The 25,660-nt window shown below is 58.4% G+C and carries 20 protein-coding genes; 12 read left to right on the top strand and 8 right to left on the bottom strand.

What is annotated here, in order from left to right; translation table 11 throughout:
- Nucleotides 1–10: 10 nt before the first annotated feature.
- Nucleotides 11–3,460 (bottom strand): transcription-repair coupling factor, encoded by a 3,450-nt coding sequence (gene mfd, locus ACQR3R_RS02110; protein ID WP_428270268.1) that lies wholly within the window; start codon nucleotides 3,458–3,460, stop codon nucleotides 11–13.
- A 377-nt stretch (nucleotides 3,461–3,837) separates the two neighbouring features.
- On the opposite strand from mfd, the gene ACQR3R_RS02115 reads away from it, so the two are divergent.
- The 5 genes from ACQR3R_RS02115 (at nucleotide 3,838) to ACQR3R_RS02135 (ending at nucleotide 11,859) form a co-directional block, all read left to right on the top strand.
- Nucleotides 3,838–5,286, top strand: a complete 1,449-nt coding sequence (locus tag ACQR3R_RS02115; protein WP_428270270.1) for a glyceraldehyde-3-phosphate dehydrogenase — start codon at nucleotides 3,838–3,840, stop codon at nucleotides 5,284–5,286.
- 526 nt (nucleotides 5,287–5,812) lie between these two features.
- Entirely contained in the window at nucleotides 5,813–7,021 is a 1,209-nt protein-coding gene (locus ACQR3R_RS02120; RefSeq protein ID WP_428270271.1) for an HlyD family secretion protein, read from the top strand.
- Nucleotides 7,014–8,258 carry a hypothetical protein gene (locus tag ACQR3R_RS02125; RefSeq protein WP_428270273.1) on the top strand — a complete coding sequence of 415 codons (1,245 nt, stop codon included), beginning with the start codon at nucleotides 7,014–7,016 and terminating at the stop codon, nucleotides 8,256–8,258. Before ACQR3R_RS02120 ends, ACQR3R_RS02125 begins: the two co-directional genes overlap by 8 nt.
- 1 nt (nucleotide 8,259) lies before the next feature.
- Nucleotides 8,260–10,410 carry a glycosyltransferase family 2 protein gene (locus tag ACQR3R_RS02130; RefSeq protein WP_428270274.1) on the top strand — a complete coding sequence of 717 codons (2,151 nt, stop codon included), beginning with the start codon at nucleotides 8,260–8,262 and terminating at the stop codon, nucleotides 10,408–10,410.
- A gap of 9 nt (nucleotides 10,411–10,419) precedes the next feature.
- Entirely contained in the window at nucleotides 10,420–11,859 is a 1,440-nt protein-coding gene (locus tag ACQR3R_RS02135) for an efflux transporter outer membrane subunit (protein ID WP_428270276.1), read from the top strand.
- Nucleotides 11,860–11,953: 94 nt separating this feature from the next.
- Here ACQR3R_RS02135 and ACQR3R_RS02140 read toward each other — a convergent pair whose 3' ends face one another.
- Entirely contained in the window at nucleotides 11,954–13,258 is a 1,305-nt protein-coding gene (locus tag ACQR3R_RS02140) for a tricarballylate/proton symporter TcuC (protein ID WP_428270278.1), read from the bottom strand.
- Nucleotides 13,259–13,522: 264 nt separating this feature from the next.
- Between ACQR3R_RS02140 and ACQR3R_RS02145 the strand changes: the two genes are divergently transcribed.
- Nucleotides 13,523–14,536, top strand: coding sequence for an FAD:protein FMN transferase (locus ACQR3R_RS02145; RefSeq protein ID WP_428270279.1), 1,014 nt, complete (start codon nucleotides 13,523–13,525; stop codon nucleotides 14,534–14,536).
- A gap of 207 nt (nucleotides 14,537–14,743) precedes the next feature.
- On the top strand, nucleotides 14,744–16,138 hold the full coding sequence (gene sthA / locus ACQR3R_RS02150; RefSeq protein ID WP_428270281.1) for a Si-specific NAD(P)(+) transhydrogenase: 1,395 nt from the start codon (nucleotides 14,744–14,746) through the stop codon (nucleotides 16,136–16,138).
- Nucleotides 16,139–16,180: 42 nt separating this feature from the next.
- On the opposite strand, the gene ACQR3R_RS02155 is transcribed toward sthA, so the two are convergent.
- Together ACQR3R_RS02155 and ACQR3R_RS02160 are read right to left on the bottom strand one after the other, a co-directional pair.
- A complete protein-coding gene (locus tag ACQR3R_RS02155; RefSeq protein WP_428270282.1) occupies nucleotides 16,181–16,903 on the bottom strand; it encodes a glycerophosphodiester phosphodiesterase family protein in 723 nt (240 codons plus the stop codon).
- A gap of 13 nt (nucleotides 16,904–16,916) precedes the next feature.
- A complete protein-coding gene (locus ACQR3R_RS02160; protein WP_428270283.1) occupies nucleotides 16,917–17,498 on the bottom strand; it encodes a PilZ domain-containing protein in 582 nt (193 codons plus the stop codon).
- 94 nt (nucleotides 17,499–17,592) lie between these two features.
- Here ACQR3R_RS02160 and ACQR3R_RS02165 point away from each other — a divergent pair, with 94 nt between their 5' ends.
- The 3 genes from ACQR3R_RS02165 to ACQR3R_RS02175 all read left to right on the top strand — a co-directional run bounded on the left by ACQR3R_RS02165 (nucleotide 17,593) and on the right by ACQR3R_RS02175 (nucleotide 20,845).
- Nucleotides 17,593–18,843: a lipoprotein-releasing ABC transporter permease subunit gene (locus tag ACQR3R_RS02165; protein WP_428270285.1), complete on the top strand. Its 1,251-nt coding sequence runs from the start codon at nucleotides 17,593–17,595 to the stop codon at nucleotides 18,841–18,843.
- Between the two features lie 7 nt (nucleotides 18,844–18,850).
- Nucleotides 18,851–19,534 carry a lipoprotein-releasing ABC transporter ATP-binding protein LolD gene (gene lolD / locus ACQR3R_RS02170; protein ID WP_428270286.1) on the top strand — a complete coding sequence of 228 codons (684 nt, stop codon included), beginning with the start codon at nucleotides 18,851–18,853 and terminating at the stop codon, nucleotides 19,532–19,534.
- A gap of 66 nt (nucleotides 19,535–19,600) precedes the next feature.
- The gene (locus ACQR3R_RS02175; RefSeq protein ID WP_428270287.1) at nucleotides 19,601–20,845 is read left to right on the top strand and encodes a lipoprotein-releasing ABC transporter permease subunit; all 1,245 of its coding nucleotides are present in this window, start codon (nucleotides 19,601–19,603) and stop codon (nucleotides 20,843–20,845) included.
- A 125-nt stretch (nucleotides 20,846–20,970) separates the two neighbouring features.
- Here ACQR3R_RS02175 and ACQR3R_RS02180 read toward each other — a convergent pair whose 3' ends face one another.
- Nucleotides 20,971–22,320 carry a heavy metal sensor histidine kinase gene (locus ACQR3R_RS02180; protein WP_428270289.1) on the bottom strand — a complete coding sequence of 450 codons (1,350 nt, stop codon included), beginning with the start codon at nucleotides 22,318–22,320 and terminating at the stop codon, nucleotides 20,971–20,973.
- Nucleotides 22,320–23,000 (bottom strand): heavy metal response regulator transcription factor, encoded by a 681-nt coding sequence (locus ACQR3R_RS02185; protein ID WP_428270290.1) that lies wholly within the window; start codon nucleotides 22,998–23,000, stop codon nucleotides 22,320–22,322. Before ACQR3R_RS02185 ends, ACQR3R_RS02180 begins: the two co-directional genes overlap by 1 nt.
- 153 nt (nucleotides 23,001–23,153) lie before the next feature.
- Between ACQR3R_RS02185 and ACQR3R_RS02190 the strand changes: the two genes are divergently transcribed.
- Complete coding sequence (locus ACQR3R_RS02190; protein ID WP_428270292.1) at nucleotides 23,154–23,675, top strand: copper-resistant cuproprotein CopI; 522 nt, start codon at nucleotides 23,154–23,156, stop codon at nucleotides 23,673–23,675.
- A 61-nt stretch (nucleotides 23,676–23,736) separates the two neighbouring features.
- The gene (queF, locus tag ACQR3R_RS02195; RefSeq protein WP_428270294.1) at nucleotides 23,737–24,567 is read left to right on the top strand and encodes an NADPH-dependent 7-cyano-7-deazaguanine reductase QueF; all 831 of its coding nucleotides are present in this window, start codon (nucleotides 23,737–23,739) and stop codon (nucleotides 24,565–24,567) included.
- 76 nt (nucleotides 24,568–24,643) lie between these two features.
- Here queF and ACQR3R_RS02200 read toward each other — a convergent pair whose 3' ends face one another.
- Both ACQR3R_RS02200 and ACQR3R_RS02205 read right to left on the bottom strand, forming a co-directional pair.
- On the bottom strand, nucleotides 24,644–24,907 hold the full coding sequence (locus ACQR3R_RS02200; protein WP_428270296.1) for a DUF4404 family protein: 264 nt from the start codon (nucleotides 24,905–24,907) through the stop codon (nucleotides 24,644–24,646).
- Between the two features lie 109 nt (nucleotides 24,908–25,016).
- Nucleotides 25,017–25,637: an HAD superfamily inactivated hydrolase PcrP gene (locus ACQR3R_RS02205; protein ID WP_428270297.1), complete on the bottom strand. Its 621-nt coding sequence runs from the start codon at nucleotides 25,635–25,637 to the stop codon at nucleotides 25,017–25,019.
- Between the last annotated feature and the right edge of the window lie 23 nt (nucleotides 25,638–25,660).

The following is a 25,660-nucleotide window of genomic DNA, read 5'->3' on the forward strand; positions in this document are numbered from 1 at the left end:
TCGGCGTCCTTCAAGCAGTTTTCGGAATGAGGCACTCAAGCAGCGCCTCTACTGTATTAAAGCGCTCTTCCGGGCGCTCCATGGGCACCATGAATTTAAACATCGTCGCGCCTTCGAATTTGTAGCGTTTGGGCTGGCCTTGAATCAGTTTGATCAGCGTCAAGGGATCGACCGGGGTTTGCGCCGCGAACTCTATACGCCCACCTTGCGGGCCGCCGTCAATTTTCTTGATGCCCAGCAGTTCAGCCTGCAATTTCAGCGCCGTGATGCGCATCAGGTTTTTGGTCGGCTCCGGCAATAACCCGAAACGGTCGATCATCTCGACCTGCAAATCCTTGAGGCCTTCTTCGTCGGTGGCCGAGGCAATGCGCTTGTACAGAATCAGTCGCGCATGAACATCCGGCAGATAGGCTTCGGGGATTAGCGCAGGCACCCGTAAATTGACTTCCGGGCCGCCACCCAAGGGTTGGTCGAGGTTCGGTTGTTCACCCTTGCGGATCGACTTCACCGCGCGCTCGAGCATCTCCATGTACAGCGTGAAACCCACGGCCTGAATCTGGCCGCTCTGGCCGTCGCCCAGCAATTCGCCGGCGCCGCGGATTTCCAGGTCATTGGTGGCGAGTACAAAACCGGCCCCCAGGTCTTGGGTGTTGGCGATCGCTTCCAGGCGTTTTTCCGCGTCCGGGGTAATTTGCTGGCGCGGTGGTGTCAGCAAGTAGGCGTAGGCCTGGTGGTGACTGCGACCGACACGACCACGCAACTGGTGCAACTGCGCCAGGCCGAATTTGTCGGCACGCTCGATGATGATGGTGTTGGCGCTTGGCACGTCGATGCCGGTCTCGATGATGGTCGAGGCAATCAGCACGTTGAAGCGCTTGTGGTAGAAGTCGCTCATTACCTGTTCAAGATCACGTTCACGCATCTGGCCATGGCCGATGCCGATTCGTGCTTCCGGCACCAGTTCCGCGAGGTCGGCGGCGCATTTTTCGATGGTCTTCACGTCGTTGTGCAGGTAATAAACCTGACCGCCGCGCAGCAACTCACGCAGCAAGGCCTCTTTGACCGTGCTTTTGTTTTGCTCCATGACGAAGGTCCGTACCGACAGGCGACGAGCCGGTGGCGTGGCGATGATCGACAGGTCGCGCATGCCCGACACCGCCATGTTCAGCGTGCGCGGGATGGGTGTTGCGGTCAGGGTGAGGATGTCGACTTCGCTGCGCAGCGCCTTGAGCTGTTCCTTCTGGCGCACACCAAAACGGTGCTCTTCGTCGATGATCACCAGCCCGAGGTTTTTGATTTTTACGTCATCGGAGAGCAGTTTGTGAGTGCCGATGACGATGTCGATCTTGCCTTCTGCCAAGTCCGCTATGGCGGCGTTTACTTCCTTGGCCGACTTGAAGCGGCTCATCACTTCAACGCTCACTGGCCAATCGGCGAAGCGGTCGCGAAAACTGTTGTAGTGCTGCTGGGCGAGCAGGGTTGTCGGCACCAGAATCGCTACCTGGCGTCCGCCATGCACGGCGATGAACGCGGCGCGCATCGCCACCTCGGTTTTGCCGAAGCCCACATCGCCACAGACCAGTCGGTCCATCGGTTTGGGGGCGAGCATGTCGGCGCGCACCGCTTCTATGGTGGTTTGCTGGTCCGGGGTCTCCTCGAAAGGGAAACCGGCGCTGAAGGTCGCGTAATCGGCTTTCGGATCGGCAAAGGCATGGCCTTCGCGGGCAGCGCGGCGGGCATAGATGTCGAGCAACTCGGCGGCCACGTCGCGCACTTGTTCGGCGGCTTTGCGCTTGGCTTTCTGCCAGGTTTCCGAACCCAAGCGGTGCAGCGGCGCCAGGGCGTCGTCGCTGCCGGTGTAGCGGGCGATCAGGTGCAGGTTGGCCACCGGCACGTAAAGCTTGGCGCCCTCGGCATATTGCAGGGTCAGGAACTCGGCGGCCTGATCGTCGATTTCAAGTGTTGCCAGTCCGAGGTAGCGCCCCACACCGTGATCGATGTGCACCACCGGCGCGCCTTCGCGCAGCTCGGTGAGGTTTTTGATCACCGCATCGTTATTGGCGTCGGTGCGTTTTTCACGGCGCCGACGCTGCATCACGCGTTGACCGAACAGCGGGCTTTCGGCGACCAGCGCCAAAGCAGGGTCGTCAATGACCAGGCCTTCGTCGAGCGGGGCGATGGTGATCGCCAGCCGCTCCTTGCTGGCGACAAAATCCGGCCAGCTGTCCACGGTTTTCGGCCGCAGCTTCAGGCGTTCGAGCAGTTCCAGCAGCACTTCGCGACGGCCTGCGGATTCGGCGGTAAACAGCACGCGGCCGGGGAATTCGTCGAGGAAACCGGCCAGCGCCGCCAACGGTTGAGTGGCTTTGGCTTCAATGGCGAGGTCAGGCAGTTCACGTGCCGGGAAGCGCTCGCGGCCGACACCGGTTTCTACATCTTGTTGGCTGGCGACCACGCGCGGCCAGTTTTTCAAACGCGCGAAGCAGTCTTCGACCGGCAGGAACAATTCTGCGGGTGGTAATAAAGGACGGGCGGGATCGACGCGGCGCTCTTCATAGCGATTACGCACGTCGTTCCAGAAGTTTTCTGCGGCTTGTTCGATGCCCGGCAGTGAAAACACTTGCGTGTCCTGCGGCAGATAATCGAACAGCGTCGAGGTTTCGTCGAAGAACAGTGGCAAGTAGTACTCGATACCGGCCGGTGTAATCCCGCTGCTTAAGTCCTGGAAGATCGGGCAGCGGCGGAAGTCGACATCGAAGCGCTCGCGAAAGCGTGCCTTGAAGCGCGTGACTGCGTCTTTTTGCAACGGGAACTCACGAGCCGGCAGCAAGCGAACGGTGTCGACTTTGTCGATTGAACGCTGGGTTTCCGGGTCGAAGGTGCGCAGGGTTTCGATTTCGTCATCGAACAGGTCGATGCGAAACGGCAGTTTGCTGCCCATCGGGAACAGATCGATCAGCGCGCCACGCACGGTGAATTCGCCATGCTCATACACCGTGTCGACATAGCGATAACCACTGGCTTCGAGCCGGGTGCGCATGTGTTCGACGTCAAGCTTCTGGCCAACATCCAGCACCAGGCTGCTGCCGAGCAGGAACTTGGTCGGTGCCAGGCGATGCAGTGCGGTGGTAATCGGTACCACCAACACGCCATGGCTCAGCTCGGGCAACCGATAGAGGGCGGCGATGCGCTGGGAGATGATGTCCTGGTGCGGCGAGAACAGGTCGTAGGGCAGGGTTTCCCAGTCCGGGAAATGCAACACGGGCAAATCCGGGGCGAAGAAACTCAGTTCCTGTTCCAGTCGCTCGGCACTTTGGCTGTCGGCGGTCAGCAACAGGGTGAAGCGCTTGGCAGCGCTGGCAGCTTCGGCAATCGCGAGGCTGAGGGCAGCACCGGGCAAATTGCCCCAATGCTGTTTACCTGCCGCGGCAGGGAGAAGCGGTAGACGCAGAACGGGCACGGAAGGTTGAGCTCCAAGCGTTGCGACAAAGTCGGTAATTGTAGCGGCCTCGGGTGCCGGCTGTCAGTTGCAGACTGCGTCTATTACGCGGTTTGGCGAAATGTAGTGGTAAAGACAAAAACTACCGGTTTTTTGTTGAAAAATCGCGGAAATGTAGTGGCAAAACCAACCCGTGTTACGGAGGGTTACGGACAAGACAGCGTTGTCTCCAAAAAAGTGACTGTGCTGCAGGCCACGGTTTTATTGGGCTTCAGCGGGTCGTTATTTTTTTGAGGACGAATTTGTTACCTGTCGCACGACAGGCGCGCATTGCTACGCGAAGCACTCGGCGGCATAATGTAGCCCCTTTTTTCTGCCCCTACATGTGGAAGGTTCCCGTGACTCAGAAGCCCGACCAGTGTCTTGGTGAATGGATCGACCGTGAAGCACTCGCAGAAGCGATGATTCCGCTTATCGGTCAGCTTTACCGCAATAACAACGTGGTGAGCTCGATCTATGGCCGCAGCCTGATCAACCAGTCTGTCATCGCGATTCTCAAAGCTCACCGCTTTGCTCGCCACCGTTCAACCGACGACAGCGAACTCTCCGTCCACGAAACATTCCCTCTGCTTAAAGCCATGAGCGAGCTCAAGCTCGGCGCGGCTTCGGTAGACTTGGGCAAGCTGGCCTTCAAATTCCGTAACGACGGCAACGGCCGTACTGCCGAGCAGTTCGTCCGTGAAGAGATGGCTGACGTTGTTGGCCAGCAAAACGCCAAGGCGCGCAAAGGCACCGACGTTGTACTGTACGGCTTCGGTCGTATCGGCCGTCTGCTGGCACGCATCCTGATCGAGAAAACCGGTGGTGGCGACGGCCTGCGTCTGCGCGCCATCGTTGTCCGCAAAGGTGCCGAGAACGACTTGGTCAAGCGCGCCAGCCTGCTGCGTCGCGATTCGGTTCATGGTTCCTTCAACGGCACCATCACCATTGATGAAGAAAACAACACCATCACCGCCAACGGCAACCTGATCCAGGTTATCTACGCGAAGAACCCGACTGAAGTGGATTACACCCAGTACGGCATCAAAGACGCGCTGCTGGTGGACAACACCGGTGTATGGCGTGACGCCGATGGCCTGGGCCAGCACCTGGCTTGCCCGGGTATCGACCGTGTTGTGCTGACAGCACCTGGCAAAGGCAAGCTGAAGAACATCGTTCACGGCATCAACCACGGCGAAATCACCGCTGACGACAAGATCATCTCGGCCGCTTCCTGCACCACCAACGCCATCGTGCCGGTGCTGAAAGCAGTCAATGACAAGTTCGGTATTGTTAACGGTCACGTTGAAACCGTTCACTCGTACACCAACGACCAGAACCTGATCGACAACTTCCACAAAGGCGATCGCCGTGGCCGTAGCGCCGCGCTGAACATGGTTATCACCGAGACCGGTGCTGCCACTGCTGCTGCCAAGGCACTGCCTGAACTGGCTGGCAAGTTGACCGGTAACGCGATCCGCGTTCCAACGCCTAACGTGTCGATGGCCATTCTCAACCTGAACCTTGAGAAAGCGGCTACCCGTGAAGAAATGAACGAGTACCTGCGTTACATGGCGCTGCACTCCGATCTGCATAAGCAAATCGACTACGTCAATTCGCAGGAAGTGGTATCGACCGACTTCGTGGGTTCACGCCACGCAGGCGTCGTCGATGCTGAAGCAACGATCACCCAGGATAACCGCGTTGTGCTGTACGTTTGGTACGACAACGAGTTCGGTTACAGCTGCCAGGTCGTTCGCGTGATGGAAGACATGGCCGGGGTAAACCCGCCAGCGTTCCCGCGCTAAGCGTTAGCTGCAGTTGAAAACGCCCCGGCATTGGCCGGGGCGTTTTTGTTTGTATCGCTTATATTTTTTTTGTCTGTAAAGTTGAAGTTAAAGACTCATTAATCAGTGGCGAGAAAGTTCCCGTGTTTAGTGAAAATAAAAACTTTCATTAAAAATAAAGAGTTGTCGCTCGATGACGATAAGTTAGTTGACTCGGATCCAATATAGTGCGCGTTACATATTTGACGTCATTTTATTGTTTGGGGCCAGTACTTGACACTTAAAAGCGCTGTATCTAGTGTCGCCAATGACAGCGCCCGCTCTGCCTCGGGTTTTGTTAGTTTCACCGCCACCATGCTCTACAGCAACTTCCCAAAAAGACAGGAATCTACTCCTGCTCACACCCTAATAAATCTAAGTAAACCAGCGTCGACTTAGTTGTCGTCCAGTCATCTATTTTGTTTTGCTTACCCTGCCGAGAAGTGTCCAGTGGTCACGGTCTGCTATTGCCTGACTTTGCGCGGTTGGTTTATCGGGAGAGTCGAACATGGCTGAAGAACGCTCGAAGTTGTTGTCGCTGTTACCACGTCTGGTCGGTCTGGGTGTTCTGGGTTTTATTATTTGGTTGTTGCTGTCGACACTGCTGATGCCCTTGGTGTCGGCCTCTGCCACGCGGGCCATTTTGAACGCGCCGGTGATATTGCTGACGACGCCGATCGATGGCGTGGTGAGTTCACTGGAGGTCAAGCCCGGGGCAACGTTTGTCCGGGGTCAGAAAATCGCTGTTGTGGAAAACCCCCGCGCCAATCAGGAAACGCTGCTGACCCTGCAAACGCGCCGCTTGACCCTGGAGCAACAGCTGTCGTCATCGGCCAGCCAGGCAGAGCACGATCAGCAGTATTACGAAGCACTGGAAAAGACCAGTGAGCTGTATCAAACCGCGTTTCACACCCGCCAGCTCTTCACTCAAAAAGCCCTTAAAGCCGAGAGCAGCGCAGCCAGTGCACGGTTGATGGATGCTCAGGAAACGGTCGAGCGTAATCTCGAGCTGTTCACCCAGGGCGCGGTGAGTGGCGCGGTTGTCGCCTCTTCCAAGGCTCAACTGGCCTCCTTGCAGGGGGCGGCAGAATCGGTGCGTTCGCAATTGCGGATCAATGACGGCGATGTCAGTGCCGCCAACAAACAGGTTTACCTCGATCCCGATCAGTTGCGCATGTTCGACCTCAGTGCACAAATGACCACGGTTAAGCTCAGCCTGGAGAATCAGGCGCGCAATCGGGCGACCTATCAACGGGAACTCGACAACCTTGATCATCTGATTGAAACCGAGCAAAACCGGGTCAAGCTAATGGCCGGGTATGACGTCGTGGCTTTCTCACCTGGCACTGTGCAGGAGTTGCTGGCGCCACAGGGCACGCTGGTGCAGGCCGGGTCGACGCTGCTGCGCGCGACCGATTGCGGTCAGAGCTACGTCATTGCGGTGTTCCCTGAACGCATGGCCAGCAAGATCGACCGCGACAGTGTGCTCACGGTAAAAATTCGCGGCCTCGATGAACCGCTCAAAGCCAATGTGGTGCAACTGTTATCCAGCGCTTCAGAAATGCGTGCCAACACTTACAGCGTGCCATTCCCTTATGCCGAGCAAAACTCGGTGTACGTGGTGGGCACCTTTGCCGCCGACCTCACTGACAGCCAGCGGGCGATGACCTGTAACCCGGGCTTGTGGGCCAGCGCCGAGGTCTCGCGGCATGAATAACGTGTTGCGAGGTGTCGTCGGCGTTATTCTTTTCGCGAGTGGAGCATGTGCCATTGCCGCGCAAGCCCGGCCGCAACTGGCGGCAATGACCTGCGCCGCACTGGATCGAGCGGTGGCCTCGCAGCCGGCCGGCCCAGTGTTGGTGGCCAGTTATCCGCCGTTCAACGGCCAGCCTGCACCGATTCTGGCGTTGCGCGGTGTGGCCTTTACCTACGATAACGCCTTGGCCAGCATTGCCTTGTTTGCCTGTGGCAAAACCGAGTCGGCGCGGCGGATTGCCGATGCGCTGGCCTTCGCCACGAACCACGACCCCGAGTATCAGGACGGGCGCTTGCGCAATGCGTATGCCGCCGGCCCGGTCGGTGCTCCTTCAATGAAACTGCCGGGCTATTGGAGTCTCGAGCGCAACGCCTGGAACCAGGACGCTTATCAAGTCAGCAGCGCTACCGGTAATCAGGCCTGGGCCGCGCTGGCGTTGCTCGAGGCGTATCGCCAAAGCGGTGAAAATGCCTACCTTGAAGCCGCACGAAAAGCCCTGCAGTGGTCGCAGAAAAACACCTACGACGCGCAGTCTCCAGCGGGATTCAGTGGTGGCTATTACGGCTACTTTGAGAAACAGGTCCAGCAAAACTGGAAGTCCACCGAGCATAACGTCGACCTGGCGGCCGCTTGGACTGCGCTGGATGCGGTGGCGCCCGATCAAGGCTCGGCGCAGCAAGCGCAGATCGCCCGGCAATTTGTTTCAAGCCAGTGGGATGCCGGGGAAGGGCGGTTTCTGATCGGCACCGGGGCCGATGGTCAAACGTCTGACCGTGTGCGCTCAGGGCTGGATGCGCAGATCTGGCCGTTGATTGCCTTGCACGATCCGCCGAAGGATTGGCGTCGGGTGTTTGCCTTTATTGACCACGCGCACCGGGCGGGCGATGGCTACGGCTTCAATCGTGACCCGGATGGTTTGTGGACCGAAGGCACGGCCCAAGCGGCGGCCGTCGCACAGCTCAGCGGTTTGAGTGACAAGGCGCAGCCGCTGTGGAGCGTGTTGCTCGCTCAAGAGGCTGGCAACGGTTGGCTGTTCGCAACCCCCGCAGCGCGCATCAGTACCGGGTTGGCCATAGGCCCGGACTCGGTCACCAACGATTTTTTCTACTACCACCTGCCTCACTTGGGCGCCACGGCGTGGGCGGCGATTGCTGCCACCGGCGTCAATCCCTTTACCGGTTCGCTAGAGGCTGACTGACATGCAGGCACTGGACTCGCTGCAACTGCTGCAAATCAATTTCTGGACGCTGGCGGCGGTGATCTTGTTCACCTGCCTCACTCGCCGCAATCAATGGGCTGCACGTGCCGGTTTCGGTGCTGTGACAGCGTTGTTGCTGATCAACTACGCAGCCTGGCGAATTCGCGACACATTGCCTGACGGCCATTCAGGCTTTGCCACGGTGTGGGCGTATGCGTTTTTGTTTTTCGAGATGATGGCGATTGGTTACACATTGTTCTCCATCGTGGTCATGCTTTTTCGCTCGGATCACAGCCAGGAAGCGGATGCGGGGGAACAACGGTTGCGCGCCCAAGGCAGCAGTGTGCCGGCGGTGGATGTGTTCATCGCGACGTACAACGAAGGTTTGGACATCCTCGAAAAAACCATCATTTCTGCCCAGGCCATCGATTATCCGAACTTCACTATCTGGGTGCTCGACGATACGCGGCGCGAGTGGTTGCGTGATTACTGCGCCGAAGTGGGCGTGCAATACGCAACGAGGCCGGATAACGCCCATGCCAAGGCAGGCAACCTGAACAATGGTTTGCGTCATTCGGCGGCCGGCAGTAACGCCCCGTACATTCTGGTACTGGACGCCGATTTCGCGCCGCAGCAACCGATTCTGATGCGCACGCTGGGCTTGTTTGAAGACCCCAAGGTCGGTCTGGTGCAAACGCCGCAGTTCTACTACAACCCCGATCCGATTCAGCACAATCTCGGCACTTCTGACTGCTGGGTGGATGAGCAACGGGTGTTCTTCGACGTGTTTCAGCCGGCAAAGGATGGCTGGGATGCGGCGTTTTGTGTCGGTACTTCCTTCGTGGTGCGGCGCGATCTGATCAACGAAATCGGCGGCTTTCCGACAGGCTCTGTCTGCGAGGACATCTACACCACGTACCGCTTGTTGCAAAAAGGCTACGTTACTCGCTGGTTGAATGAGCGCTTGTCGATTGGTTTGTCCGCCGAGGGGTTGACCGAGTACATCAATCAGCGCGGCCGTTGGTGCCTGGGCACCATTCAAGTGGCATTGCTCAAGGATGGACCGCTGCGCGGCGGTGGCTACACGCTGAACGACCGGTTGCACTATCTCCACGGTTTGATGCACTGGTTTTCCAAGCCCTTCATTTTGATGATGCTGGTGTCACCGGTGTTGTACTGGTATTTCGGCATCGCCGGGTTCTACGCCAAGCCAATGGACTTTCTGGCGTTCGGCATGCCGGCGCTGATTGCTTTCTGGGGATATGGCACGTGGGTCACTGACCGCCGAACGCTGCCGATTTTCACCGAAGTGACGCAGATCGTGGCATCACTGGCGGTTACTGCGACCATTGCCAGTGCGATGATCCGGCCGTTCGGTCGCCCGTTCAAAGTCACCGCCAAGGGACTCGACCGCACAAAAACGATGGTCCACTGGAAGCTGTTCGGGTTCTTTTTCGGCTTGACCCTGTTTTCGCAGATCGGCGCCTATGTTGCGATCAGCACCGCCGCAGCGTTTGACGGCAACATGCTGTTCAACCTGTGCTGGACCGTGGTCGCGCTGATCTACAACTTGGCCACACTGGTGGCGTGTGTCGACCGCCCGCGTTTGCACGGCGAAGAACGTTTCCCGTTCGACAAACCCACGGGGTTTCGCTTTGGCGGCAAAGTCCTGCCGGGGCGGTTGGTGGATATTTCGCTCAGTGGCACGTCCCTGCGTTGCGCGTTCGCCTCGCTGATCAAGCCTGGGCTGTGCGGTCAATTATGGATCGACCGGCTCGGCTGGCTTGAAGTCGAAGTCATGCGAAATCATGGTGATGATCAATTGGGCTTGAGGTTTGTCGACCTCGATGAACCGATGCGTCGCGCACTGATCGCACGGCTGTTCAGTGACGCGACGATTAACGTGGTCAGCAAGGCCGAGCCTGCGCTGGCATTCGGCACATTGCTGCGGCGTTCATTGCTGGGCGAAAAGAGTTCGGCGCCGCGTTTGCCTGCACCCGGCAAGACACCTTCCTACGTCCCGCTACCCGATTGGCGGCCGGTCATGGTTCGTTCGCGAAAACAGCCGCTGCCTTCAATCAACGCTTCACGCGGCGGCGTGCGGTCGACGCTTCTTTCTCCCTTGCGAGCTTTGCTCGGCCAACGTTTTTAGGTGCGCGCCATGAACAGTTGCTTATCGACCTCATGCATCATGTCTTTGTTACTGCTCAGCGCCTGCTCGCTGGAGCCGACCTATGAAAAACCCGATGCGCCGATCGATCAGCAGTGGCCGGCGAACACGGCGGGAGATTGCTGCGTTGGCAAGCAGGCGTTCGACCAGGACTGGCGCGGTTTTGTGGTGGATGACCGCTTGCGTCAACTGATCGAAATGGCGTTGGCCAACAACCGTAGCCTGCGTCAGTTCGCGGCCGGGGTTGAAGAGGCGCGAGCCGGGTATGACAGTGCGCAGTCCGGGCTGTTTCCCACTATCGGCATTGATACCTACGCCGGGCGCAGCAAGTTACCGCCGCTGGTGCGAACGCCAAACGGCGGCGACAGTGCGGGCAGCATCGCCAACACCTTTCAGGCTACGGGCGGTTTTACCTCCTACGAGCTGGATTTTTTTGGCCGTATTCGCAGCCAGCGTAACGCTGCAGGAGCACGTTTTGAGGCGTCGGAAGCGGATTATCAGACGGCGCGGCTGACGTTGATCGGAGAAGTCGCCAGCACCTGGTTGAGCCTTAAGGCCAATCAGAATCTGCTGGACCTGGCGCAAAATACCTATCAATCCCAGGACCGTTACGGACAGCTGCTGCGCAAAAGTTTCAACCTCGGGTCCAGTGCGCGAATCGACGTGCACCAGGCGGACGCGCAAACCAACACGGCGGCGGTGCAAGTCAATACGTATCGTATGCAAGTGGCGCAGAACATGAATGCGCTGCGGGTTTTGGTCGGGCAGCCTGTTCCGGTGGGATTGTTGCCGACCGGGGTCTTGGGTGAGCAGTTGGCAACGCTGGACGTACCGGCAGGCTTGCCTTCGTCGCTGGTTGAGCGTCGCCCGGACATCATGTCGGCCGAGGCACTGTTGCGTGCGGCGAACGCCGACATCGGCGCTGCTCGCAGCGCTTATTTCCCGACCTTTTCCCTGACCTCTGCGTTGGGCAGCCTGACGGGCGATTTTTCCCGATTGCTCAGTGGCCCGGCGGAGTTTTGGTCGGTCGCATTGGCGGGATCGTTGCCATTGATTGATGGCGGCGCGCGGCGCGCGCAGGTGGACGCAAGCCATGCACGGTTTGACGGTCGGGCGGCCGCGTATGAGGCCACGGTGCAGAACGCCTTTCGCGAGGCCGCGGATGCATTGAATGCGCGCCAGGAAATGCTGACTCAGGTGGAGTTCCAGAAAAAACTGGTGGGGGATTATCAGGAAGCTTATCGCCAGTCTCGCCTACGGTTCGAGGCCGGAATGGACAGCTATTTTTCGACGATGGACGCGCAGCGTTCGCTGTTTGATGCGCAGCAGAAATGGGCGCAGATGGAGCTGGCGCGGGAGATTAATCAGGTGACGTTGTACAAGGCACTCGGCGGAGGATGGAGTCGGACATTGAAGGTGGCGGGGCGTTAGATATCGGCTATCTGTTCAGGCCTCATCGCTGGCGGGCCAGCTCTTACAGGGTTCAGGTAATCCCTTGCAAGAGCTGGTTTGCCAGCGATGCGGTCTATCTGGCGCCGCCGCTGGCGATTGCAGCCTGGGCCGTACGCAACTCATGCTTGTTGCCACGGAACAACACCAGCGTTGCGATCAAACCCATAACCGCTGCACCGCTGAGCCAGATCCCCGGCGCAGCTTTGTTGTCCAGTACGTGAATCAAGTAGGTGCACGCTGCCGGTGTAAAACCACCGAAGGTTGCGGTCGCCAGGCTGTAGGCCAGGGAAAAACCGGTTGTACGAACTTCGACCGGCATAATCTCGGTCAGCGCCACGACCATTGCGCCGTTGTACGAGCCGTACAGGAACGACAGCCATAACTCGACAATCAGCAAATGACTGAAGCTGGGGTTCGCCACCAGCCACGACAGGGCAGGGTAAGCGGTGAGAATCGCCAGAATGGTCGCCGCCAACAGCAGGGGTTTACGTCCGACCTTGTCGGAAAACGCGCCCATCACCGGCAGCCAGAAGAAGTTGGACAAGCCGATGCACACCGTGACCAGCAATGCATCCAGATCCGACAAGTGCAGTTCGGCTTTGCCGAACGTCGGCGTGTAGGCCGTGATCAGGTAGAACGACACGGTGGTCATCACGACCAGTGCCATGCCGGCGATCACAATGCCGAAGTTCTGACCAATCGAACGGACGATTTCCTGCAGGGTTGGGCGATGTTTGCGCGCCTGGAATTCCGGTGTTTCTTCCAGCGAGCGACGAATCACGAAAATCACCGGCACGATCATGCAACCGATCAGGAACGGCACGCGCCAGCCCCAATCACCCATTTGTTCCGGGCTCAGCCAGTGGTTCAAGCCAACCCCCAGCAGGCCGGCGAAAACCACTGCCGCTTGCTGGCTGGCGGACTGCCAGCTGACGAAGAAACCCTTGCGACCCGGCGTGGAGATTTCTGCCAGATACACCGACACACCACCCAATTCCACGCCCGCCGAGAAGCCTTGCAGCAGGCGACCGAACAGCACGATCAGCGGCGCCGCCACGCCCAATGTGGCGTAACCGGGCACGCAGGCGATCAGCACGGTGCCGGCAGCCATCATGGCGAGGGTGATGATCAAACCCTTACGGCGACCGTGACGGTCGATGTAGGCACCGAGGAAAATCGCCCCCAACGGACGCATCAGGAAGCCAGCGCCGAAAGTCGCCAGCGATAACATCAAGGATGCGAAAGCGCTGTCTGCAGGGAAGAAAGTCTTGGCAATGGCCGTGGCGTAGAAGCCGTAGACCATGAAGTCGAACATCTCGAGAAAGTTGCCGCTGACAACGCGAAAAATCGCTTTGCCTTTGCCCGTATTCGAGGACATTTGTACGTACTCACTTTGGCTATCTTATTGGAATCCCTGGTTTTGACGCTTCCTCGCTGTCGGCCTCAGGCATGCAGGCACGCACCGAACAGTTTTGTAACGATATGTGTATGAGTAAGAGTAGGCAACAATTACTTGGCCCGCTGCTTAAACGTTTAATCCATTAGCCGCCCGCAAACACTGCCCGAAGTGAATGACTTCTACGGTTGTGTCGCATAATGGCCGGCCCCGGCGCTGTGCCAGGGGATTGTCGGGAGAGTGAGCGTGTTGAAAAGGGCAGCCGTCCTATCACTGTTGTTTGTTGCTTTGGCCGGGTGCGGCAACGGCGACTCCATGGAGAGCTTCGGTGGGCCGACCATGGGCAGTACGTATTCGATCAAGTACCTGAGATCCAAGGGTCTGGCCGGGCCTGAGGAGGTAAAAGTCGTCGTTGAGAAGATCCTGGCCGAGGTCGACCGGCAAATGTCTACCTACCGCAATGACTCAGACATCGAGCGTTTCAATGACTTGCCTGCCAACAGCTGCCAGACAATGCCCGCGTCGATCCTCGAACTGGTCCGTGTCGGCGAACAACTGTCGTTGCAAAGTGAAGGGGCCTACGACCTGACGGTCGAACCGTTGCTTGATTTATGGGGTTTTGGCCCTCAGGCGCGTGAAGAAAAAGTACCGACAGCGCCAGCGTTGGCCGAAACGATGAAACGCGTCGGTCACGCCCATCTGCGCATCGAAGGCGAGCAGTTGTGCAAGGACGCCGCCGTCGAAGTCGATTTCAACAGCATCGCCGCTGGCTACACGGTTGACACGATTGCCGCAAAACTTGAAGCGATGGGCATCCACAACTACCTCGCCGAAGCCACTGGAGAACTGAAGGCTGCCGGGAAAAAACTCGATGGTTCGCCATGGCGTATTGCGCTGGAAGAGCCGCGCGACGATCAGCAAGTGGCCGAGCGAGTGATTGAGGTCGACGGCTACGGCGTTTCAACGTCGGGCGACTACCGCAATTATTTCGAACAGGGCGGCCGGCGTTACTCCCATACGTTCGATGCACGCACCGGTGCGCCGATCAACCACACACTGGCATCGGTCACGGTCATTGATCCTTCGACGTTGATGGCTGATGGCTTATCGACGCTACTGTTGATTCTGGGCCCGGAGCGCGGTTGGGATTACGCCGAAAAACACGGCATTGGTGCATTCTTTGTAATGCGTGCCGATACAGGTTTTGTCACACGCGCCAATCAGGCTTTTGAGCGCCTCAGCGCTGCAAAAACCAAATGAATGCGGTGATTTGTGTATTGAAAACTGGCGTTGTAGTGCAGGCAAAAGTAGCCTACGACGCGACCAAGGGTTAATGTGCGCGGCGTTGACGCTTCTATAGACTGTGTCCGGGTTCTGCACTGACCCCAAATTGTTCCTTCACGCCGCAGATCGGCGTGATTTAGCCGCAGGTGCCGAGGGCGCCGCGGCCTGTTCTGAGGAGTACGCATGGCTGTCTACAACTACGACGTGGTGGTGCTGGGTTCCGGCCCGGCGGGAGAAGGCGCGGCAATGAACGCCGCCAAAGCAGGACGCAAGGTGGCGATGGTCGATAGCCGTCGCCAGGTCGGCGGCAACTGCACCCACTTGGGCACCATCCCGTCAAAGGCACTGCGTCACTCTGTCCGGCAGATCATGCAGTTCAACACCAACCCAATGTTCCGGGCGATTGGTGAGCCGCGCTGGTTTTCGTTTCCGGACGTGCTGAAAAGCGCTGAAAAAGTCATCTCCAAACAAGTCGCATCGCGCACCGGCTACTACGCCCGTAACCGCGTCGACGTGTTTTTCGGCACCGGCAGCTTCGCCGACGAGCAAACCATTGAAGTGGTCTGCGCCAACGGTGTCGTCGAAAAACTGGTGGCCAAGCACATCATCATCGCCACCGGTTCGCGCCCGTATCGCCCGGCGGACATCGATTTTCATCACCCGCGTATCTACGATAGCGACACCATCCTCAGCCTCGGCCACACCCCGCGCAAACTCATTGTTTACGGCGCCGGCGTGATCGGTTGCGAATACGCGTCGATCTTCAGCGGTCTGGGCGTATTGGTTGAACTGGTGGATAACCGTGGTCAGCTGTTGAGCTTCCTCGACTCGGAAATTTCCCAGGCGTTGAGCTACCACTTCAGCAACAACAACATCACGGTTCGGCACAACGAAGATTACGATCGTGTCGAAGGCGTCGACAACGGTGTGATCCTGCACCTCAAGTCCGGCAAGAAGATCAAGGCTGATGCCTTGCTCTGGTGCAACGGGCGGACCGGTAACACCGATCAGTTGGGTCTGGAAAATATCGGCGTGAAGGTCAACAGCCGTGGCCAGATCGAAGTCGACGAGAATTATCGCACCGGCGTAACGAACATCTATGGCGCCGGTGACGTTATCGGCTGGCCGAGCCTGGCCAGTGCGGCTCACGACCAGGGTCGCTCGGCGGCCGGCAGCATTGTCGATAACGGCAGCTGGCGCTTCGTCAACGATGTGCCGACCGGCATCTACACCATTCCGGAGATCAGCTCGATTGGCAAGAACGAGCAAGAGTTGACTCAGGCCAAGGTGCCGTACGAAGTGGGCAAGGCGTTCTTCAAGAGCATGGCGCGTGCGCAGATTGCCGGCGAGCCCCAAGGCATGCTGAAAATCCTGTTCCACCGCGAAACCCTGGAAGTGCTGGGCGTGCACTGCTTCGGTTATCAGGCGTCGGAGATTGTGCACATCGGCCAGGCAATCATGAGCCAGCCGGGCGAGCTCAATACCTTGAAGTACTTTGTGAACACCACGTTCAACTACCCGACCATGGCTGAAGCCTATCGAGTAGCGGCGTACGATGGCCTCAACCGGCTTTTTTGAGCGGCTCCGGCCGGTGGCCTGAGCCGGCCGGGGAGACCGATTTCAGCAATTCTCAAGGGTGGCAATGGCCAAACCGGGAAAGTCTGTAATCAGGCTGTCAACGCCGAAGTCGGCGAGCCTGCGCATCAGCGCGGGCTCGTTGACTGTCCACACCGATACATGCAGGCCTTGGCGCTGCGCCTTCTGCAGGCGTTCCGGCGTACACAGGGTCCAGTTAAGCGCCAGAATTTCACAGCCATAGCTTTGGGCGACTTTCAACGGGTCGAGCCAGGCGTATTCGGCCACCAATCCGCGCGATACGTCCGGCACCAGGTCCAGCGCTGCTTTGAGCACTTCACGCGAGCTTGAGGTGATGGTGACCTTGTCGAGCAAACCAAAACGCTGAGCCATTTCACGAATCGCCAGCACCGTCGTCGCGGCGCGGGTACGTGAAGCGCTTTTGACTTCCAGCTGCCAGTGCTCGAAATCGCATTTCTCGAACAATTCTTCCAGCGTCGGAATCGGGCATGGCTTGATCCAGCCAGGACCACCCTTGCGCGCGTCGTAGGTCACCAGTTCTTTGGCGGTGTGTTCAACCACTTTGCCGCGACGGTCAGTGGTGCGTTTGAGTGTCGGGTCGTGGATGACCATCAACTCGCCATCCTTGGACAGGTGCAAGTCCAGCTCGCAACGGCGCACGCCGTGCTTGAGGCATTCCTGAAAGCTGGTCAGGGTATTTTCCGGTGCTTCGCCCTTGGCGCCGCGATGGCCGTAGATGAGGGTCACGGTTCTTCCTTAATTAAATGCCGAATTCGTTTTGTTCGCGGGCCAGGCGTCGTTCCTGGGCCTGCTTCTGCAGGATATAGCGGGCCAGCAATTGGCGCTGCGCATCGGTCAGGTGTTCAAACTCGGTGCCGACGTCGTAGCCGTCACCCTTGCGGTCGCAATGGGTCACACGGGCGCGCAGCAACAGGCCGAGGGCTTGTGGCATCAGCACCAGTTTGACCGACAGGTGTGCACCCGCGCTGATAGGTGTCGGGTGCTGAAAGTCGATGCCGCCTTCAGAAATGATCACGGGCTGCGGGTCGCCGATCTGCCCGAGTACGGTGATTGCGATCACCTGGCTGAGTAAATCGATGCGTTTGTTCTGGACTTTCAGGAACGCCGCGATGGCCCGGTCACGCTCATTGATCTGGCGCAGCAGGTGTTGCGACTCAAATTCGCTCAGGTGCAGTTCGCTGAGCAAGTTGAAGAGCGGGGAAGCATCCTGCAACACTTCCTGGCCTGCGGCTTCGGGAGCGGACAGGGGCCGAATTTCCAGTGCGATCATGTCCTCGATACGGTAGTATTCGCGGCGATCTTCTTCATCTAATGTCGACATGGCGAACCCATGGTAGCGGCGGTGGTCTGAGTGTAAAGCTGGTTATCGACCCCCGCCACAAGGACGTTCCTTTTCCCTCCGAACAAGCCCCGACATGTTCAGACCTCTCTTCGTATTTATTGGCACGCGTTATACCCGTGCAAAGCGTCGCAATCATTTTGTGTCGTTCATTTCCCTGACTTCGATGATCGGTCTCGCCCTCGGCGTGGTCGTGATGATCGTCGTGTTGTCGGTGATGAACGGCTTCGATCATGAGATGCGCACCCGCGTGCTGGGCATGGTGCCCCACGCGACCATCGAGTCCGGCGAGCCAATCAGCGATTGGCAAAACCTGGCCGCAAAGGTCAAGCAGAACCCGCAGGTGACGGCCGTTGCGCCCTTCACGCAAATGCAGGGGTTGCTGACCAACAACGGCAAAGTCTCCAAAGTGCTGCTCAATGGCATCGACCCTGCGCTGGAACGCCAGGTATCGATCATTGATAACTTCATGCAACAGGGCAAACTCGACGACCTGGCGCCTAGCAGTTTTGGCATCGTCATTGGTGACAAGGCTGCGGCCAAACTCGGCGCGGCCATCGGCGACAAGCTGACGTTCGTTGCACCCGAAGTCACCGTGACCCCGGCCGGGATGTTCCCGCGCATGAAACGCTTTACCGTGGTCGGCATTTTTCACGTCGGCGCCGGTGAGCTGGACGGTTACCTGGGGGTCACCAATCTGCAGGATCTGGCCCGGCTGCATCGCTGGAAACCAGATCAGGTGCAGGGCTTGCGGCTGAAGTTCGATGACCTGTTCCAGGCACCTCGCACCGCGTGGAACATTGCCCAGCAACTGGGCGAGGATCACTACTACGCTCGCGACTGGACCCGTACCCACGGCAATCTTTACCAGGCGATCCGCATGGAAAAAGCCATGATCGGCTTGTTGTTGTTGCTGATCGTTGCCGTTGCGGCCTTCAACATCATCTCCACTTTGGTGATGGTGGTGAACGACAAGAAGAGCGACATCGCTATTCTGCGCACCCTTGGCGCCACGCCGGGCACCATCATGGCGATCTTCATGGTCCAGGGCACGGTCATTGGGGTGGTGGGCACGCTGATCGGCGCCGTGGTCGGGATTTTCGCCGCGCTGAACGTCAGCGCCGCCATTTCGGCCCTTGAAGGGCTGATCGGCCATAAATTCCTTAATGCCGACGTGTATTTCATCGATTACCTGCCGTCGCAAGTGCAGAGCCAGGACGTGTTGATGGTCTGCGCCGCCGCGTTGGTCCTGAGTTTCCTCGCCACCCTGTATCCAGCCTGGCGTGCCGCGCGCACCCAGCCTGCGGAGGCGCTACGTTATGAGTGAGTTGGGCATGAGTGATAAAGCAATCTTGAGCTGCCGTGACCTGGGCAAATCCTATGAGGAAGGTCCGGAATCGGTAGAAGTTCTGAGCGGCCTGCAACTGGAGTTGCATCCGGGTGAGCGCGTGGCGATTGTCGGCACGTCGGGTTCGGGCAAAAGTACCTTGCTCAACCTGCTGGGCGGTCTCGATACACCGACCAAGGGCAGCGTCTGGCTCGATGGCGAAGAACTCTCGGCATTGAGCGAGAAGAAGCGCGGTCTGCTGCGTAACCGCTCCCTGGGGTTCGTGTACCAGTTCCACCACTTGCTGCCTGAGTTCACTGCGCTGGAAAACGTCTGCATGCCGCTGCTGATTGGCAAAACGGCCATTCCCGAGGCGCGCAAGCGAGCATCGGCGCTGCTGGAGCGGGTAGGGCTGGGCCATCGCCTGGAGCACAAACCGTCTGAATTGTCCGGTGGCGAGCGCCAGCGTGTGGCTATCGCTCGCGCCTTGGTGAACAACCCGGGTTTGGTGATGCTCGACGAGCCGACCGGCAACCTCGACTCCCACACCGCGCAGGGCATACAGGATTTGATGCTGGAACTCAGCACCTCGATGCGCACGGCGTTCCTGGTGGTGACTCACGACATGAACCTGGCGCGCCAGATGGATCGCGTCCTGCATCTGCAGGATGGTCTGCTGACGCCTATCTGATTGGCTGAAACCCGATGTCACTGAACAGTGCGTCGGGTCTTTTATTTTTATACGGTGCCCCAGCGAATGTTCAGACCGTTATCGATCTTTATCGGCATGCGCTATACCCGCGCCAAGCGCCGCAATCGCTTCGTCTCGTTCATCTCGATGACCTCGATGATTGGCCTCGCCCTGGGCGTGCTGTCGATGATCGTGGTGTTGTCGGTCATGAACGGGTTCCAGCGCGAAATGAGTTCGCGCATCCTCGGCATGGTGCCCCACGCGACCATCGTCGGCGTCAACCCGATTGATGACTGGCAACCTGTTGCCGCTGCCGCTATGAAAAACCCTGAGGTGACGGCCGCCGTGCCGTTTACCGAGATGGAAGGGATGCTGTCCTACAAGGGCTCGATGCAGCCGATTCAGGTCAGTGGCATCGATCCTGCTCAGGAAGGCAAAGTCTCCATCGTCGCCCAGCACATCGTGCAAGGGCGCCTCGATGACCTGAAACCGGGCGAGTTCGGCGTGGTGGTCGGTGAGATCACCGCGCGTCGTTTTCGCCTGAATGTCGGCGACAAAATCACCCTGATCGTGCCGGAAGTCAGCACGGCGCCGGGCGGTATTACCCCGCGCATGCAGCGGTTGAACGTGGTGGGCGTGTTCAAGGTCGGCGCTGAACTTGACGGTTCGATGGCCCTGATCCACATGGCCGACGCCGCGCAGATGCAGCATTGGCAGCCGAATCAGGTGCAGAGCGTGCGCCTGGCCGTGAAAGACCTGTACGCGGCGCCGAAAGTCTCGAACGACATCGCCACCAGCCTCGGTGCCGGGTACACCGCCGATGACTGGACCCACACTCAGGGCAGCCTGTTCAGTGCCATGAAAATGGAAAAAACCATGATTGGTTTGCTGTTGCTGATGATCGTCGCGGTGGCGGCGTTCAACATCATCGCGACGCTGATCATGGTGGTGAACGACAAAGGCGCCGACATCGCGATTTTGCGGACCATTGGCGCGACACCGCGGCAGATCATGGCGATATTCATGGTGCAGGGCACGGTGATCGGGATTGTCGGTACCCTGATCGGCGGCGTGCTGGGTGTGATTGCAGCGCTGAATGTCAGTGAACTGGTGGGCTGGATCGAACGGGTCAGTGGTCAGCACATTTTCAGTTCGGACGTGTACTTCGTCAGCAACCTGCCTTCGCAATTGCAGGGCGGTGATGTGGTGTTGATCTGCTCGGCGGGCTTCATCTTGAGCTTCTTGGCGACCGTTTACCCAGCGTGGCGCGCAGCGAAGATCGAGCCGGCTCACGCGTTGCGGTATTCGTAAGCCGATATACCGCTTTCGCGAGCAAGCCCGCTCCCACATTTAACCGAGTTGAGCCGTAGATTTCTGATCAACTGAGGCCCAATGTGGGAGCGGGCTTGCTCGCGAAGAGGCCGGAATATCCGGTCTCAATCCTGCTTGGGTAACTCAATCACAAACCGTGTCCACCCATTATCCGATTCGCAATGAATCTGCCCGCCATGGGCACGGATGATCGACTGGGTGATCGCCAACCCTAATCCTGCATGTTCACTGCTGCCTTCGCGTCGCGCAGGATCCGCTCGATAGAAGCGGTCAAATAACCTTGGCAGCAAATCCTCGGCAATCCCGCTCCCCGTATTCTCGACACTTAGCCTCAACCCTTTAGCCTGGTCGCTGATCCGAACCTGAACTTCGCCGTCGTTTGGCGTGAACCGCAGGGCGTTATCCAGCAAATTCGACAAGGCACGGCGCAACATGTTTCGGTCGCCCTCCATTCGGGCATGGCCTACGCGGCTCAGCGTCACTCGGGCGTCCTCGGCCAGCGGCGCGAAAAACTCAAGCAACATATCGGCTTCTTCCGCCAACGCCAGCGGCTCGCGTTTAGGCACCAGTAACCCATGATCTGCCTTGGCCAGGTACAACATGTCGTTGACCAATTGCGCCATCCATTGCAGTTCTTCGAGGTTGCTGTGCAATGCTTCGCGGTAATCCTCGATCGGTCGTGGGCGGGTTAGGGTGACCTGGGTGTGGGTCAGCAGGTTCGACAACGGTGTGCGCAGTTCATGGGCAATGTCGGCAGAGAACGCCGAGAGCCGCTGAAAAGAGTCGTCGAGTCGTCCGAGCATGGCGTTGAAGTTGTGGGCCATTTCCGCAAGCTCAGGTGGCATGGTCTCTTCTGGCAAGCGAGCGTTCAAGGAATGCGCCGAAACGCCACTGGCTATCGCGCTCATTCGCCGTAACGGCCGTAAACCGCTGCGCGCCGCCCAGGCACCGAGCAGCGCCGTGGCCAACGCGGATAAACCCACTGTCAGCCAGATCAGGTGTTGCATGCGCTGCAGAAAGTGTTGGTGATGAGTGATGTCCAACAGCAGTGTCAGCTGCGGCGAATCGGTTTTGTCGGGGTACAGCGGAGCATTCAGAACGCGGTAGTCGGTGCCACCATCGTTGATACTTGAAAGGCCAGATTGCTGCGGAAGTTTTTCCGGCAACCGAATCGAACTGTCGTACCAGCGCTTGCCATCACTGCCGGTTATGCGCAGGGACAAGTCAGCCTGCCGGCTCAATTCATCCGCCAGTTTGCCCTCGCTTTCACTCGACTGAATGTCCTGAAGTGCCCGACGCAAACCAATCAATTTGCCGTCCAGCAACTGCTGATCAAGTTCAATGAAGTGCGCTTCGCTGGCACGGTTGAACAACACTCCGGCGAACAGTGAAACCACAGCAGTGCAGCCCGCAAACAGCAGTGCCAAGCGGTTACTCAAGGACAACCGGCGCATCAGGCAGGACGCTCTTCGAGGACGTAACCCATGCCGCGCACCGTGTGAATCAGTTTCTGCGGGAACTCATCATCTATCTTCAGGCGTAAACGGCGGATCGCAACTTCGATGACGTTGGTGTCGCTGTCAAAATTCATGTCCCACACCTGGGAGGCGATCAACGACTTGGGAAGGACTTCGCCCTGACGACGTAACAGCATTTCCAACAGCGCAAATTCCTTGGCCGTCAGGTCGATGCGCTGACCGTTGCGCTCGACGCGGCGGCGGATCAGATCCAGTCGCAGGTCGGCCAATTGCAGGCTGGTTTCCTGAGGTGTGGCGCTGCCGCGACGCAGCAAGCTGCGGACCCGTGCCAGCAATTCGGAGAACGCGAACGGTTTGACCAGGTAATCGTCGGCGCCCAGTTCGAGGCCATGAACCCGGTCTTCAACTGCATCGCGAGCCGTCAAAAAAAGTACCGGCGTATCAAGCCCTGCACTGCGCACTGCTTGCAGAATCTGCCAGCCGTCGCGACCGGGCAGCATCACGTCCAGGATCAACAGGGCGTAATCACCGCTCAAGGCCATTTGTTGGCCGGTGTTGCCGTCGGCGACCAATTCGGTGTTGAAACCGGCCTCGTTCAGGCCCTGACGCAAGTAGTGGCCGGTTTTCGGTTGGTCTTCGACGATCAGCAGTTTCATGGGCAACTCGGGACAGTGGAACGAACGCTTATACCGTGGGCCGTATCATTACGGGCCAACCTGACAAAGTTGTAATCTGGCTGTCAGCTTGCGGGCAGTCGCAGCAGTTTAGAGTTTTCTACACGCTGGACCCTACTTTGTTGGAGTACGACTATGTTTTTGCGCAAATCAATGATGCTGGCCGCCTGTTTGCTGGCGTTTAACTCGCCCGTGTGGGCAGCGCCTGCGCATGTTTATGATTTTGGCCAGCCTGCACCGGCAGCCAGCGCGACCCGCAGTGTCGAAGTGGTGATGGGCGATATGTCGTTTACGCCTAAGGCGATCGATATCAAGGCCGGTGAGACCATTCGTTTTGTGCTGGTGAATAAGGGCCAGTTGCTGCACGAATTCAACCTGGGGGATGCGGCGATGCACGCCAGGCACCAGCAGGAAATGTTGAAAATGCAGGCAAACGGCATGCTGACGCCTACAGCGATGAAAGAAATGGACCACAGCGCCATGGGCGGCATGGACCATGGAATGAAGCACGATGACCCCAATAGCGTGCTCGTGGGCCCGGGCAAAACCGCTGAGCTGACCTGGACCTTTACCAAAGCCACCAACCTGGAATTTGCCTGCAATATTCCGGGCCACTACCAGGCTGGGATGGTCGGCAAGTTGACTGTCAGTCAGTAACCACTCAAAGGCTTGGGCAAAGGCTGGTAGAATCCGCTGATTCTTCAGTCAGGTTTCCGCCATGCATCCCGCAGCCGAACACTCGCCGCTGGGCAAATCCAGCGAATACATCGCCACTTACACGCCGTCCTTGCTGTTCCCGATTCCGCGCACCGCAAAATGGGCCGAACTGGGTTTGACGGCTGAAACCCTGCCTTATAAAGGTGTGGATTTCTGGAACTGCTTCGAGCTGTCCTGGCTGCTGCCGTCGGGTAAGCCGGTGGTGGCGATTGGTGAGTTCAGCATCCCGGCGGACTCGCCGAACATCATCGAATCAAAGTCGTTCAAGCTGTACCTGAACTCTTTGAATCAGACGCCATTCGCTGATAACGCAAGCCTTGAAGCAACCCTGGTGAAGGACTTGTCGGCCGCTGCCGGTAAGCCGGTGGGTGTGCGCATTCGCAGTCTGAAAGAGGTCGAAGCCGAAGGCGTCGTAGCATTGCCTGGCGTGTGCATTGACGATCTGGACATCAGCGTCAGCAATTATGAGCATCCACGCCCGGAACTGCTGCGTTGCGATCCATCGCGCATCATTGAAGAAAGCGTGCACAGCCATCTGCTCAAATCCAACTGCCCGGTGACCAGTCAGCCGGACTGGGGCAGCGTCGCCGTGCATTACCGTGGCGCTGCGCTGGACCACGCCAGTTTGCTGGAATACCTGGTGAGCTTCCGTCAGCACTCCGACTTCCACGAACAGTGCGTTGAGCGGATTTTCCTCGACCTGCAGCGGTTGTTGAAACCTGAAAAGTTGACCGTGTATGCGCGGTACGTGCGCCGAGGTGGCCTGGATATCAACCCGTATCGCAGCACTGAAGACGTACAGCTGCCGAACCATCGCCTGGCCCGTCAGTAACACTTTCAGGCGCGCCAGATACGGCGCAATAAAAAGCCCCGCTATCTTTAGCGGGGCTTTTTAGCATCTGCCGGGATCAGATCCCGATGTTGCCCAGGGTTTGCACAATGTTACGCAAGGTGCCGGCAATCGCGGGGTGTTCGAGTTCGAAGCGTTCGACGGCCAGGTTGACCCCGTCGGCGAGGTTGGAATCCTTGGTTTTGGTTTCGAGCTCCAGTTCCAGTTCGATTTGTTGCATCAGCGCGTGCAGGTCGGCGCGCTCGGCTTCGGACAGTGGTGGATTCTGTTCCAATTGCTCGCGCAGAGTATTGAGTTGTTCTTGCAGTTCGCGGGCAGGCATGACGTTCTTCCTTTTATCGATAGGCACTGGCATAGACCGCAGCGGCACGCCAAAGGTCTATGGCTGGCGTTTAGATTAATCCACTGAAGAATATCCTGCATGATCTCGATCAGGGCTTTTCGCCCTTTAGGCGGCGCAGGCTGATATCGGCCAGGCATGTGTCAAGGTCGCCAAGGTGGTCGATCACCGAATGCACTCCCAGGCCGAATAGCTGCACCGTGGCCTTGCCGCGCTTTAGCTCGCGCTCTTGCTGGGTCAGCGCTTGCCATTCATTGGGAGCAAGTCCGCAGAGCGAGCCGCACGACGCCAATCCGATGGTCCATAGCCCGGCATTCAATCCCGCTTGCAGCAGTCGCGGCTCGCCACTGACCAGTACGCAGCCGTCGAGTCGTTCGACGCCTAGCGTTATCAAGGCTTGCCAGCAAGCATGCGGCGCAGGCCAAGGGATATTTGTTGCGAGTTGTTGCGAAGGTTTAATCCAGTTCGGCAATGCGCGTGCGAGGGCGTGGCTGAGAGCGGGCGTTAATTCATCAAGCCATGCACAGGGGATTTGCTGACGCTGCAAGCTGAGTACGCTATCGAGCGCGCCGGGCGTTACTTCGGCATGCTCGGCGCAGTGATCGTCTTGCTGGCGTGTGCGGGCGCCGAAATCCACCAGGCACCCGCTGAGGCCGAACAACACGGCGGTCAGGTGGGGAGCGGCGAGGGGTAAGGTTTCGGCGTGCGGCATATCAGCGTCCCTGAAATAGTGAC

The sequence above is a fragment of the Gordonia sp. IEGM753 genome (genome assembly GCF_050321825.1).
Lineage (GTDB): Bacteria > Pseudomonadota > Gammaproteobacteria > Pseudomonadales > Pseudomonadaceae > Aquipseudomonas.

Coding starts and splice junctions, on each gene's coding strand:
- ACQR3R_RS02205 (WP_428270297.1), bottom strand. CDS start 25,637: ATGCCGCACGCCGAAACCTTACCCCTCGCCGCTCCCCACCTGACCGCC.
- ACQR3R_RS02200 (WP_428270296.1), bottom strand. CDS start 24,907: ATGCCTGCCCGCGAACTGCAAGAACAACTCAATACTCTGCGCGAGCAA.
- ACQR3R_RS02160 (WP_428270283.1), bottom strand. CDS start 17,498: ATGTCGACATTAGATGAAGAAGATCGCCGCGAATACTACCGTATCGAG.
- ACQR3R_RS02140 (WP_428270278.1), bottom strand. CDS start 13,258: ATGTCCTCGAATACGGGCAAAGGCAAAGCGATTTTTCGCGTTGTCAGC.
- ACQR3R_RS02190 (WP_428270292.1), top strand. CDS start 23,154: ATGTTTTTGCGCAAATCAATGATGCTGGCCGCCTGTTTGCTGGCGTTT.
- ACQR3R_RS02120 (WP_428270271.1), top strand. CDS start 5,813: ATGGCTGAAGAACGCTCGAAGTTGTTGTCGCTGTTACCACGTCTGGTC.
- ACQR3R_RS02135 (WP_428270276.1), top strand. CDS start 10,420: ATGAACAGTTGCTTATCGACCTCATGCATCATGTCTTTGTTACTGCTC.
- ACQR3R_RS02165 (WP_428270285.1), top strand. CDS start 17,593: ATGTTCAGACCTCTCTTCGTATTTATTGGCACGCGTTATACCCGTGCA.
- ACQR3R_RS02185 (WP_428270290.1), bottom strand. CDS start 23,000: ATGAAACTGCTGATCGTCGAAGACCAACCGAAAACCGGCCACTACTTG.
- ACQR3R_RS02125 (WP_428270273.1), top strand. CDS start 7,014: ATGAATAACGTGTTGCGAGGTGTCGTCGGCGTTATTCTTTTCGCGAGT.
- ACQR3R_RS02130 (WP_428270274.1), top strand. CDS start 8,260: ATGCAGGCACTGGACTCGCTGCAACTGCTGCAAATCAATTTCTGGACG.
- queF (WP_428270294.1), top strand. CDS start 23,737: ATGCATCCCGCAGCCGAACACTCGCCGCTGGGCAAATCCAGCGAATAC.
- ACQR3R_RS02175 (WP_428270287.1), top strand. CDS start 19,601: ATGTTCAGACCGTTATCGATCTTTATCGGCATGCGCTATACCCGCGCC.
- sthA (WP_428270281.1), top strand. CDS start 14,744: ATGGCTGTCTACAACTACGACGTGGTGGTGCTGGGTTCCGGCCCGGCG.
- ACQR3R_RS02180 (WP_428270289.1), bottom strand. CDS start 22,320: ATGCGCCGGTTGTCCTTGAGTAACCGCTTGGCACTGCTGTTTGCGGGC.
- lolD (WP_428270286.1), top strand. CDS start 18,851: ATGAGTGATAAAGCAATCTTGAGCTGCCGTGACCTGGGCAAATCCTAT.